The following is a 13095-nucleotide window of genomic DNA, read 5'->3' as shown; positions in this document are numbered from 1 at the left end:
TACAGGCTCCTTTCTATTTATTTTTTCTTTTATCAAATGCCTATAATAAATTATACACCTAAGAAATAGAATTGAATTTAAATAAATAAATAATTAATTATTGAAACAAAAGCAAGCATAAAATTTATTTAAAACCTATCATTCTGCATAAAAAGTTTAAAATCAAACATTCTTAGTAGACTCTTTATACCACTCCGAAAATTCTTTTATTCCCTCTTTAATAGAAATTTTGGCCTCATACCCAACATCATTTTTAAGCTTTAAAATATCACAACAACTTTCCACAACATCTGCTTTTTGCATAGGCATATAATTTTTTAAGGCCTTTTTATCAAAATTTGACTCAAGCTCCCTAATAAAATCTAACAATTTAGTTGCATGTCCAGTTCCTATATTATATATCCTGTAAGGAAAAGAAGATGTTGACGAATTTGGATTTTTAACATCAAAATTACAATCACTCTTAGCCGGATTTTTTAACACTTTGTAAACACCATTTGCAATATCACTAACATATGTAAAATCTCTAGCCATATTACCATTGTTAAAAATATTAATGGACTTGCCATTTTTAATTCCATCTGCAAATAAATATAAAGCCATATCGGGTCTTCCATAGGTTCCGTAAACTGTAAAAAATCTAAGTCCTGTTGTAGGAATATTAAAAGAAGCACTATAAGCATGAGCTATCATTTCATTAGATTTTTTACTAGCTGCATATAAATTTAAAGGATGATCCGTAATAGAATCTTCACTAGACGGAATATTCTCATTTATACCATAAACTGATGACGTAGAAGCATAAACAAAATGTTTTATATTTTCTTTATAAACTCTGCATACGTCTAAAACATTAAAAAACCCAACAATATTTATTGAAACATAGCTATCAGGATTTTCAAGACTATCTCTAATACCCGCTTGAGCAGCCAAATGACAAACATGTGTAAACTTATGCTCTTTAAAAAGTTCGAGTAGTTTATCTTTATTTAGTATATCAAAATAAACAAAAGATAAATTATTATATTTTTCACTCTTAATAATATTATGAGTTTTGATATCTTTATAACAAAAACCTAAAGCCTCTAACCTTTCATGCTTAAATTTGAGCTCATAATAATCATTTAATATGTCCACACCCAAAACTTCATGGCCTTTTTCCACAAGCTTCTTAGCTACATGAAATCCAATAAACCCTGCAATTCCAGTTAAAAAAATCTTCATATTCTAATTCCTCTTTAAAATTCAATACAAACTAACACAATCAATCTATTTTTTAAAACCAAAATCTCTTTTTTGATAACTGCGAGAATTACTGCTACTAAACCTATTGTTTCTGACATAAGACACTCTTATTCTTTTTATATTTCCATCACCCTCGCTTTCAGTTTTTATATCACTATAGCGATTTAAAGTTGTATGAATAATTCTTCTTTCAAAAGGATTCATTGATGGCAACAAAATAGAACGTCTGGTTCTTTTGACTTTATGAAAAGAATTTATTGCTAAATTAATAAATCTAGATTTAAATCGTTCTCTATAATCTCCAATATCCAGTATAACCCTATTAAAAGCACCAGTTTCACCAATAAGCTTAGAAGCATAAACATTTGTCAAAAGCTGTAGAGAATCTAAATTTTTACCTTCTCGTCCAATTAAAATATTTGGACTATCTGTCTCAATAGAGATCTTAATGTGCCCTCCTTCTTTGGACTCTATTGTCAAATTTACAGAATATCCCATTTTAACTAGCATTTCTTTTACAAATTCTAAAATTTTATCACAAATTTCATCCCCAATTTTAATTTCAAAGCCGCCTTTTTTAACTTCTTTTACATGAGGAGAAACCCTTATTTTAATCATTTCTTTCTTAAATAAAAATCCAACCCTTTCTTTATCTAAAATTTCTACATCAAACTCACCTTCTTTTAATTCCAGATCTCTCATTGCTTTCTTTATTGCTTCTTGTTCGGTTTTTCCGTAAAATTCATAGCTCATATTATTCCCCCTTTAAGACAAATGTATCCTTATATAGTATTGTTGCAAAATAGTAAAAATATTTGTTGTAATCCAATATACCAAAAGCCCTGATGGCATATTGTAAAGTATGAAAAAAAACATAATAGGCATTCCAAAATATAAAAACTTCTGCTGCGCCCCAAGATTTTTTAAATCAATATTAGAACTGACAATTGTAGACCCCAATTGAGTAAACATCATAATAAACGGCAAAATTCTAATATCAGTCCAAGAAACAAAATAAAGCTTATATCCAAAATGATATACACTGTCACCAATAGATAAATCATCAATCCATCCTGGAATAAAACTAGCTCCTCTTAATAAAAATAAATTATTTACAAGTGAATAAAGAGCAAAAAATATGGGAAGCTGCAAAATTACAGGAAAACACCCCCCAAGAGGATTAACTCCTTCTTCTTTATAAAGCCTTCCCATCTCTTCATTCAGCTTTTTGGGATCATGCTTAAACTTTACTTGAAGTTCTTTCATTTTAGGTTGAAGCTTAGAAAGCTCCGCAGTAGCTCTAAACCCCTTAAATGTCAAAGGGAAGATAAGTATTCTAACAACAATTGTCAAAAAAATAATTGAAAGCCCCCAATTAGGTATAACGTCATAAAAAACTTGCATTACCATTTGCATAGGAACTTGAATTAAATGCCATAAACTCTTTTCTACTGACATGCCAAAAGCAATATCAGACAAACCAAAGGTATTGTCACCATTCTTATCAAAAATGTCTAGATATCTATTGTCTTTAGGCCCAGCGTAAATAAAAAACTCATCACTAATATTTTTTTTATTTCCAACATTGTTGACAATAAACGACTTGAGGATTTCTTTTTCTTTTCTAAACTCAACTTCCATATTTTCTTTAAAAATCAATACCTCAAAATATTTAGTACTAGAACCAATCCATCTAGGATTATTAATTTTTAGACCGTCTTTACCATATTTAAGCTTATTGTCATAATAAATTATTTGAGATAAATAATTATTATATTGCAGCTTGGCTTTATCGCTCAACCTTTCAATCTCAGAACTAAAAATAATTTTATAAGAATCAATATCAAATAAGTTATAATCCTCAAGATCATTTACAGTAACTTTAAACTTCATTAGATATTCATTCTTTTTAGAGAATATATATCTCTTTATATATTCATAAGTTTTACCGTTATTCTTAAAATAAGCTTTAAATTCATGATTAAAATCATCTATTTTTTTATACAAAAACAAATCTTCTACTAAATAGTCGAAACTAACATCGAAAAAAGTTTCATTTTTATAATCAACATTAATCAAATCTGTAGGATCTTTTTCCAAATTCAAATGATTTTTAAGCTTTAATGAAACCAAATTTCCTCTAAATGTAGAAAAAGTAGCAACATATATCCCTGTTTCTACAACAATATCTTGAGACTTATCAATCAAATTAATGTTATTACTTTTACTTAAAAACATCTCGTCATCATCAAAACTTTTGTTTAAATCAAACTGCACTTCCTTATCAGAAGGCTTAAGATTTAACATTCTAGGGAAAAAAATATCATTAATAAGCATAAAAAGACCTATTAAAAATAAAGACAAATAAACCGTTCTTAAAATTCTTTTACTTTGATTCACTTATGCCCCTCACACCATTAAAACTAAACTTTTCATAAGAGATTCAATACCAAAATAAGTAAAATTCGGCCTGTTATAAGAAACTACAAAAATAATATCTACAGCTTTACCTTCTGATAATTCCAATCTTTTCCTAAAAGCTTCTTTAAAAAGCCTTCTAACACGATTCCTTTTGACAGACCCCCTAAAACCTTTAGAAAAGGTAACAAGAAGCCTAGAATAAATCAAATCATTTGATTTACAAAACATTTTAAGATTAAGATTGCTAAATCTAATCAGATTGCCTTCTTTAAAAATTTTTTGAATTTCTATTTTTGATTTTAGACTAATATTTCTTTTTTTCATCAGAAACAGTTAATTTTATTCTTCCTTTTGCTCTTCGTCTTGCAAGAATAAGTCTTCCACCTTTAGTCTTCATTCTAGCCCTAAATCCAAATTTTCTATTTCTTTTAACACGACTAGGCTGATAAGTTCTTTTCAAAACGCTCCTCCATTAAAAACAATTTCCCGCTACTAAGCTACAAATTGAACACTACCATGGTATAGCATATAAATGCGATTGTCAATAATAATTACTTTACTAAAACCTTTATATCTATTATTTTAATCCCTGTTAATTCTTTTATTGAGTGTATTATCTTTGACTTGTTGATTGATATGCTATACAAAATACTTGAATTACTTACCTCAATAAAAAGAACTTGTTCACTTTTAAAATCTAAAAATTTAACGTCGTCTGATAATGTCTCAAAAATCTGATTCCATTTATTAGCAATCAATAATTTTGAACTTATTTTTTTATTGGCAAACAAATTAGATTCTAAATAATCCTTAAGAACATTCCCTATTTTTTTAAAAGCAGAATCATTCATAGTAATTTTTTATACCTCAACGCAAAAAACAATATTGAATAGACTTTAGAAAAGCTTATTTTAGTATTCAAAAATCACATTAATAATTCACTTTAACCCAAAGACATCGGCATTATCAAGTGAGTAAAATCAAAATTTTCAGGTTCACTCAATTTTAATACATTTCCTGAATTAAATTGTATTTCTATCTTTGAAGTTTCAAAAACACTAATAGCTTCAACAAAATATGAAATATTAATAGCCATAATTTCATCTGACCCATCATACACATAGTTCGGATTTTTAATAAAAAATTCACCTTTTCTCCCAGTAATTAAATCTTCTCCAAGAAGTTTTAATTGAAGCTCAGAGAAAGTTAAAACTAACTTTCTTGACTTGTCAACATATAAATTAACTCTTGCAAGCCTATCTTTTAAAATGCTTAACGAAACCAAAGATTTATTTTTTTGTTCTTTAGGTATAATGCTTTTATAATCAGGATAATTGCCAATAATCAAACTACAAGCTATTTTATAATTATCAAATTCAACATAAAATTTTTTATCCGAAGATTTTATTTTAACTACACCTTCTCCTGACATAAGATGTTTTAAAAAATTAAATATTTTTACAGGAACTATAAAATTAACAGCTTCTTCAATTATGACTTCTGTTTTACAAATAGACATTCTGTGTCCATTAGTAGAAACAAGCAATAATTTAGAATCTTCATCTTTTGTAAAATACACACCATTTAATACATTCTTGGATTCATCAAAATGCGCTGAAAAAGCTATTCGGCTTATTACTTTTTTAAGAGATTTTTGTTTTACTTCGATTTCAAAAGTGTAATCCTCATTAATCATATCATAATTGTAATTCTCTATTTCTTCATATGAAAAAGTAGGTTCTTTCAAGTGGTCTAAGTATTCTTCTTCTTTTTCGTCTTTTAATTCTCCCATAATTTCCAATTTACTGTTATCCTCATTAAAAACTATTTTAATTTTCTTATATAAACTAAATGCTTTTACTGCATCATAAAAATTTGAGGCATTAATTAATACCTTAAAATCTGTCTCTGAAATAATTGGAATTGTACTTTCAAAAAATATATTTCTGTCTGTTGATTTAATTATGAGATTAGATTTTTTCACTTCAATTAACAATGCACTCCAAATATCATTCATATTTCTGTTCAAGATTATTCCCTTTGCTTTTTCTATCTCACTTGTAATTTGATTTGTTTCGCAAATAAAAAATGTGTTATTTAGCATGAAGCCTCCTTTTATATTTTATTACATTTTATCTTTATAAGTTTTTATTTTTGTTTTTTATAGATATATATAGTAGTAATAGTAGTAAGCCCCTGTTTAATTGTTTAATTGCACTTAATGTTTTGTAACATAAAGAATTATCTTGTTAAATTATAGGTTAGTTTTTTGTTGTATTTTTGATAATTACTTGTTTTAATTGTTTAAAAGAATTTTGAATTTTTCAATTAGGTTTAATTTTTTTTTATTTTGTTCATAAGTTCTGTGATTAAATTGTTAATTTCTTTGTCATTATTTCTGTCTCTATCTATTTTATTTATTGAATAAAGCACTGTTGAATGGGTTTTTCCCCCAATAATTTTCCCAATTTCAACTGTTGATAGCTCTGTAAAATTCCTCAAAAGGTACGCATAAATATGTCTAGCTTTTGTTATCTCTGGTTTTTTACTATGTCCCTCAATGTCTTTATGTGCAATTTTTAGCTCTCTTAAGAGTATTTTTTTTATATTTTCAATATTGATTTTATTGTTTGGTTCATTGGTTGTTTCTTTTTCGTAAATTATTATTTCTTTGATTATTTTTTCAACAATATCAATGTCAATTTCTATATTGTCCAAATCTATATATGCTTTTAGTTTTGTTACAGCAGCTTCAAGGTCTCTTACATTTGTTGTAACTTTTTGGGCAACCAAATTTAGTATATTTTTAGGGACCTTTATGCCATCCTCTTCTGCTTTTTTTTCAATAATGGCTACTCTGAGTTCAAAATTGGGTTTTGATATATCAACATTTAGTCCTCTTGTAAATCTGTTTTTTAGTCTATCTGTAAAATTTGTAAGTTCAGAAGGGGGTCGGTCACATGTGAATACTAATTGTTTATTATCTTCATAAAGGGCATTAAATGTGTGGAAAAGCTCTTCTTGTATGCCTTCTTTTTTTTGTAAGTCGTGAATATCGTCTATAAGTAGCATGTCTAAGTATCTATATTTTTTTTTAAATTTTTTTGTTTCATGTGTCTTTATGCTTTCTACAAATTCATTTAAAAAATTTTCAGCAGTAACGTATAATATTTTAAGATTATTATGTAATTCTTCTGTTTTGTTTCCTATGCTTTGAAGCAAATGTGTTTTTCCAAGTCCAACTCCGCCATAAATTAAACACGGATTGTATTTTTTTCCAGGATTTTTTGAGATTGACAAGCTGGCGTTGTATGCAAGCTTATTATTTGGTCCTATGATAAAATTTTCAAATGTATATCTTTTTTTAAGAAAGGGATTTTTAAAATTTGTAGACCCTTCTTCTTTTTTGATATACATTTTTATATGATCTTTGATGCTTTGAATTGGTTCTTTAGAGGAGGGCGTATTTCCTTTGAGCTTGTCGAAATTTGGAAAAATTCCGTTAAAAGTTGTTTTTTCGCTTTCTTGTTTGCTTGAATAGGGTTTAGGTGGTTGATCTGTAAATACAATGACTGTGTTATTATAACCATTTTTTGTAAGGATTTCTTTAATTTTTTTTGTAAATCTTTTTTCTATTTGATTTTTGTGAAATAAATTTGGAGTAGATATTTGAATATTGTCACCTATTGATTCTAAAAAGCACAAATTTTCAAACCAAACATAAAACTCTTCTTCCGAGAGTTCTTTTTTTATTTCTGTTAAAATCAAGCTCCATATATTTTTTGATTTTTCCATTTTTTGTCCTTGTTGGTTTTAGTACTATACTTTTAACATTATATAGTATAATGTTAAACTAGAATTCTATCTAAATTGTTTGTGAGTTTTAAAAAATTTTTGCTACTTTGTATGTAGTAGGTATTATTTTTTTAAATGTAGAATTTATCTATGTCTAGATTTTGATTAAATGAATGGAAGGTTTATGAATTATGTTGCTAGTAACATTCAGGTCTTAAAAGGGCTTGAAGCTGTTAGGAAAAGGCCTGGCATGTATATAGGCTCTGTTTCTGTTAATGGATTGCACCATTTGGTTTATGAGGTGGTTGATAATAGTATTGATGAGGCTTTAGCTGGATTTTGTGATAAAATAGACGTTGTTATCAATTTAGATAATACTATAACTGTAATTGATAATGGGAGGGGAATTCCTACTGATATTCATGAAGAAGAGGGAATTAGTGCTCTTGAACTTGTTTTAACTAAACTACATTCTGGTGGCAAGTTTAATAAAGGCACTTATAAAGTTTCTGGAGGATTGCATGGTGTCGGAATTTCGGTTGTAAATGCCTTGTCTTCGTTTTTAGAGGTCTATATTAATAGAGATGGAAAAATTTTTAGGCAAACTTTTTCAAAGGGTATCCCAACTTCTAAAGTAGAAATTGTAGGAGAATCTTCTATTACGGGAACCAAGGTTAATTTTTTAGCAGATTCTGAAATTTTTGAAACTTTAGATTATAATTTTGATGTTCTTGAAAAAAGGCTTAAAGAGCTTGCTTTTTTAAACGATAAAATATGTATTTCAATTGAAGATAAAAGATTTGGTAGAGAAAAATCTTCAAAATTTTATTTTGAAGGTGGAATAAAATCTTTTGTAGATTATTTAACTAATGACAGTAAAGCTTTCCAGTCAGAATCTTATTATATCGATGGTTTTCTTGATGATGTTATTGTTAATGTAGGGCTTAAATGGACTGAGAGCTATTCTGACAATATTCTTTCTTTTGTTAATAATATTAATACAAGAGAGGGGGGGACCCATGTTATGGGCTTTAGAAGTGGGCTTACTAAGGCTATGAATGAAGCTTTTAAAAATTCAAAAATAAGTAAAAAAGATATTCCAAATCTTACAGGAGATGATTTTAAAGAGGGACTTACAGCTGTTATTTCTGTTAAAGTTCCAGAACCTCAATTTGAAGGTCAAACAAAGAGTAAACTTGGTAATTCTGAGATAAAAAAAATAGTTGAGATTATTGTATATGATCATTTGTTGAAAATTATTAATTTAAATCCTTTAGAGATAGACAATATTCTTGGAAAAGCAATAAAAGCTGCTCGTGCTCGTGAGGCTGCAAGAAAAGCAAGAGAATCAGAAAGAAAAAAAAATGCATTTGAAAGCTTAGCATTGCCTGGGAAATTGGCCGATTGTGCTTCTAAAAATCCCCTGGAAAGAGAGATCTATATTGTAGAAGGCGATTCTGCTGGGGGGAGTGCTAAAATGGGTAGAAATAGATTTTTTCAGGCCATTTTGCCATTATGGGGTAAAATGCTTAATGTTGAGAAAACAAGAGAAGATAAGGTAATTACCAATGATAAGCTTATTCCTATAATTGCATCTCTTGGTGCGGGAGTTGGCAAAACTTTTGATATTAAAAAACTTCGTTATCACAAGGTCATTATTATGGCAGATGCTGATGTTGATGGATCTCATATTAGAACTTTGCTTTTAGCTTTTTTCTTTAGATATATGAGAGATTTAATTGAAAATGGCTATGTATATATAGCGATGCCTCCTCTTTATAAAATAAATTATGACAATCGTATTTATTATTTTTATGAAGAAAAAGAAAAAGAAAAATTCTTAGATTCTATTGAAACCAAGAATCGTAATAGTATTTCCCTTCAAAGATATAAAGGGCTTGGGGAGATGAATCCAACGCAGCTTTGGGAAACGACTATGGATCCTGCTAGAAGAAAAATGAGGTTGATGAATATAGATGATGCTGTTGAGGCTGAAAAAATTTTTGTTACTCTTATGGGAGATTTAGTTGAGCCTAGAAAAGAATTTATTGAACAGAATGCACTTAATGTAATTAATCTTGATGTGTAATTGGAGCGTTAATGGCAGTTGGAGAAAATAAAGAACAAATATTAAATATTAAGATAGAAGATGAAATAAAAACTTCTTATTTGAATTATGCAATGTCAGTTATTGTTTCTAGAGCTCTTCCAGATGTAAGAGATGGTCTTAAGCCAGTTCATAGGAGAATACTTTATTCCATGTATGAAATGGGACTTCGTTCTGATAAAGCTTTTAAAAAAGCCGGAAGAATAGTGGGAGATGTTCTTGGAAAATATCATCCTCATGGAGATCAATCAATTTATGATGCTCTTGTAAGACTTGCCCAAGATTTTTCACTTAGATATCCTGTAATACGTGGACAGGGAAATTTTGGATCTATTGACGGAGATCCTCCTGCTGCTATGCGATATACTGAAGCTAAAATGGAAAGAATAACTGAATATATCGTTAAGGATATAGATAAAGAGACTGTTAATTTTAAGCCTAATTATGATGATTCTTTAACTGAGCCCGAGATTATGCCTTCATCATTTCCATTTCTTTTGGTAAATGGCTCTAGTGGAATTGCTGTTGGAATGGCTACTAATATGGCACCTCACAATTTAAGAGAAATTTGTGATGCTATCGTTTATATGTTGGACAATGAGAATGCTTCTATATTTGATTTGCTCAAGATAGTTAAAGGCCCCGATTTTCCAACTTTTGGTGAGATCGTTTACAATGATAATTTAATTAAAGCATACAAAACTGGTAAGGGAAGTGTTGTTATTAGGGCAAGATATCATATTGAAGAAAGAACAGAAGATAAAAAAGCTATAATTGTTACAGAAATACCTTATACAGTAAATAAATCTGCACTTCTTATGAAAGTTGCGTTTTTGGCAAAAGAAGAAAAGCTAGAAGGACTTTTAGATATAAGGGATGAGTCTGATAGAGAAGGCATTAGAATAGTTCTTGAAGTTAAAAGAGGGTTTGATCCCCATGTTATTATGAATTTACTTTATGAATATACTGAATTTAAAAAGCATTTTAGTATAAATAATTTGGCTCTTGTTAATGGTATCCCCAAACAGTTGAATTTGGAAGAATTATTATTTGAATTTATTGAGCATAGAAAAAATATTATTGAAAGACGTGTTGAGTTTGACTTGAGGAAGGCAAAAGATAAAGCACATGTTCTTGAGGGATTAAATATTGCTTTAAATAATATAGATGAGATTATTAAGATTATTAAATCATCTAAATTAGCAAAAGATGCAAAGGAAAGACTTGTTGCAAATTTTGGCCTTTCGGAGATTCAGGCCAATTCAGTTCTTGATATGAAATTGCAAAAACTTACAGCTCTTGAGATTTTTAAGCTTGAAGATGAGTTTAATGTACTTTTAAGCTTAATAAAAGATTATGAAAATATTCTCTTGAATCCAGCAAGGATTATTAATATTATAAGAGAAGAAACTATAAATTTAGGTTTGAAATTTGGCGATGAACGTCGAACTAAAATAATTTATGATGAGGAGGTTTTAAAAACTAGTATGTCGGATTTAATGCAAAAAGAAAATATTGTTGTTATGCTTACAAAGAAAGGTTTCCTTAAAAGACTTTCACAAAATGAGTATAAATTGCAAGGTACGGGAGGAAAAGGTCTCAGTTCTTTTGATCTTAATGATGGAGATGAGATTGTTATTGCTTTGTGTGTCAATACCCATGATTATTTGTTTATGATTTCAAATGAAGGGAAGCTTTATTTAATTAATGCTTATGAAATAAAAGATTCTTCAAGAGCTTCAAAAGGTCAAAATATTAGTGAGCTTATTAATTTGGGAGATCGGGAAGAAATATTAACTATTAAGAATAGTAAGGATTTTACTGATGATGCTTATTTATTGCTTACAACTGCAAGTGGAAAGATAGCTAGATTTGAATCTACAGATTTTAAAACAGTAAAGTCACGAGGTGTTATTGTTATTAAACTTAATGATAAAGATTTTGTTACAAGTGCAGAGATTGTTTTTAAGGATGAAAAAGTAATTTGTATTTCTAAAAAGGGTAGTGCATTTATATTTAATTCAAGAGATGTTAGGCTTACTAATAGGGGTACCCAGGGTGTTTGTGGAATGAAATTAAAAGAAGGAGATTTGTTTGTTAAAGTTTTGGCAGTTAGAGAAAATCCTTATCTTTTGATTATTTCTGAGAATGGATATGGAAAAAGATTGAGCATTTCTAAAATATCTGAGCTTAAAAGAGGAGCCACTGGTTATACTAGTTATAAAAAATCTGATAAAAAAGCGGGTAGTGTTGTTGATGCTATAGCAGTTTCAGAGAATGATGAAATTTTGCTTGTAAGTAAACGTTCAAAAGCTTTAAGAACAGTAGCTGGAAAAGTATCTGAACAAGGCAAAGATGCTAGAGGAATTCAAGTATTATTTCTTGATAATGATAGTTTGATTTCTGTTTCAAAATTTATTAAATAAAGAATTGGTTTTTCTTATTTAAGAATGTTCCACGTGGAACATTCTTTTTTTTTTATTCTTAAATTGTAATTCAATATTATAAACTGGTAAAATTTTGTGTTGTAGGAGGTTCTGATAATATGGATGGAGTTTTTAAAATGATAGATATTCAACTTTTAGATATTGATAATGATCAGCCAAGAAAATCTGTTAGTCTTGTTGAATTAGAAGAGTTAAGTATTTCGATAAAAGAAAATGGAATTTTACAACCCATAATTGTTTGTAAAGAAAATGAGAGATATAAAATAATAGTAGGAGAAAGAAGGTTTAGGGCCGCTAAACTTATTCAGATGACAAATATTCCTGTTATAGAAGTTGATATTAAAGAATCTTATAGAGATTTTATGCCTTTGGTTGAAAATATTCAAAGAGAAAATTTTACGCCCGTTGAGGAAGCCTATGCCTATAAAAATGTAATGAATAAATATTCTTTAACTCAAAAAGATTTGTCTGAAAAAATTGGCAAAAGTAGAGCCTATATTTCAAATTTGGTTAGGATCTTAGATCTTGATCAAGAAATATTGAATGCAGTGCATAGAAAAGAAATTTCTTTTGGGCATGCGAAAGTTATTTTATCCTTAAAAGATAAACAAGATAGGTATAATCTTTATTTAATGATATTGAAAAAAAAATTTTCTGTAAGAGATGCAGAAAAATATGTTAAAAATTTTTATAAATCTATAGTAAAAAAAAGGGAACTAGAACAAGATCCTTTTTTGAGTAATATAAAAGAATTTTTATTTGATAAAATCCAAACAAAAATAGATATTAAAGGGAATCAAGATAAAGGGAAGATAGAGATAGAGTATTTTACAGCGGGTGATTTAAGAAGGATTGTTTCCTTTTTTGGCCATATTGGATAAATTATTTTTATAATTTAAATATTGTAAAAATATCTTTTCTTAATTTTATGAGGGTTTTTATTTTTAAGTATTTGTCATAATGTATAAATTTTTTAAGCTTATTTTTATATTGTTTGGTTTTCATAAATAAATCTTAAGCTTTAAATGAAGGGCAAGGTTTATATTTTGTTATTTATAGTTAAATTTAAAAGTAAGAAAA

The 13095-nt window shown here is 28.2% G+C and carries 11 protein-coding genes; 3 read left to right on the top strand and 8 right to left on the bottom strand.

Annotated elements, in window-relative coordinates:
• Positions 1 to 162: 162 nt before the first annotated feature.
• The 8 genes from BVAVS116_RS02200 to dnaA all read right to left on the bottom strand — a co-directional run bounded on the left by BVAVS116_RS02200 (position 163) and on the right by dnaA (position 7461).
• Positions 163 to 1224 (bottom strand): NAD-dependent epimerase, encoded by a 1062-nt coding sequence (locus BVAVS116_RS02200; RefSeq protein ID WP_006068621.1) that lies wholly within the window; start codon positions 1222 to 1224, stop codon positions 163 to 165.
• 45 nt (positions 1225 to 1269) lie between these two features.
• Positions 1270 to 1998, bottom strand: a complete 729-nt coding sequence (gene jag / locus BVAVS116_RS02195; RefSeq protein WP_006068755.1) for an RNA-binding cell elongation regulator Jag/EloR — start codon at positions 1996 to 1998, stop codon at positions 1270 to 1272.
• Between the two features lie 12 nt (positions 1999 to 2010).
• Positions 2011 to 3645, bottom strand: coding sequence for a membrane protein insertase YidC (yidC, locus tag BVAVS116_RS02190; protein ID WP_006068813.1), 1635 nt, complete (start codon positions 3643 to 3645; stop codon positions 2011 to 2013).
• Between the two features lie 9 nt (positions 3646 to 3654).
• Complete coding sequence (gene rnpA, locus BVAVS116_RS02185) at positions 3655 to 3990, bottom strand: ribonuclease P protein component (protein WP_006068362.1); 336 nt, start codon at positions 3988 to 3990, stop codon at positions 3655 to 3657.
• On the bottom strand, positions 3971 to 4126 hold the full coding sequence (gene rpmH, locus BVAVS116_RS02180; protein WP_004791483.1) for a 50S ribosomal protein L34: 156 nt from the start codon (positions 4124 to 4126) through the stop codon (positions 3971 to 3973). The genes rnpA and rpmH overlap by 20 nt, the downstream gene beginning before the upstream one ends.
• A gap of 91 nt (positions 4127 to 4217) precedes the next feature.
• Positions 4218 to 4517, bottom strand: a complete 300-nt coding sequence (locus BVAVS116_RS02175; RefSeq protein ID WP_006068975.1) for a DciA family protein — start codon at positions 4515 to 4517, stop codon at positions 4218 to 4220.
• 92 nt (positions 4518 to 4609) lie between these two features.
• Complete coding sequence (gene dnaN, locus BVAVS116_RS02170; RefSeq protein WP_006068851.1) at positions 4610 to 5770, bottom strand: DNA polymerase III subunit beta; 1161 nt, start codon at positions 5768 to 5770, stop codon at positions 4610 to 4612.
• A gap of 230 nt (positions 5771 to 6000) precedes the next feature.
• Positions 6001 to 7461 (bottom strand): chromosomal replication initiator protein DnaA, encoded by a 1461-nt coding sequence (gene dnaA / locus BVAVS116_RS02165; RefSeq protein ID WP_006068351.1) that lies wholly within the window; start codon positions 7459 to 7461, stop codon positions 6001 to 6003.
• 184 nt (positions 7462 to 7645) lie between these two features.
• Between dnaA and gyrB the strand changes: the two genes are divergently transcribed.
• From gyrB to BVAVS116_RS02150, 3 genes are all read left to right on the top strand, one after another.
• A complete protein-coding gene (gene gyrB / locus BVAVS116_RS02160) occupies positions 7646 to 9550 on the top strand; it encodes a DNA topoisomerase (ATP-hydrolyzing) subunit B (RefSeq protein ID WP_006068467.1) in 1905 nt (634 codons plus the stop codon).
• Between the two features lie 11 nt (positions 9551 to 9561).
• Positions 9562 to 11994 carry a DNA topoisomerase (ATP-hydrolyzing) subunit A gene (gene gyrA, locus BVAVS116_RS02155; protein ID WP_006068572.1) on the top strand — a complete coding sequence of 811 codons (2433 nt, stop codon included), beginning with the start codon at positions 9562 to 9564 and terminating at the stop codon, positions 11992 to 11994.
• A 119-nt stretch (positions 11995 to 12113) separates the two neighbouring features.
• Positions 12114 to 12896 (top strand): ParB/RepB/Spo0J family partition protein, encoded by a 783-nt coding sequence (locus BVAVS116_RS02150; RefSeq protein WP_006068684.1) that lies wholly within the window; start codon positions 12114 to 12116, stop codon positions 12894 to 12896.
• Positions 12897 to 13095 lie beyond the last annotated feature (199 nt).

The sequence above is a fragment of the Borreliella valaisiana VS116 genome (assembly GCF_000170955.2).
GTDB lineage: Bacteria > Spirochaetota > Spirochaetia > Borreliales > Borreliaceae > Borreliella > Borreliella valaisiana.
Note: the sequence above shows the minus strand (reverse complement) of the source record. Positions and strands in the feature narration are given on the sequence as shown.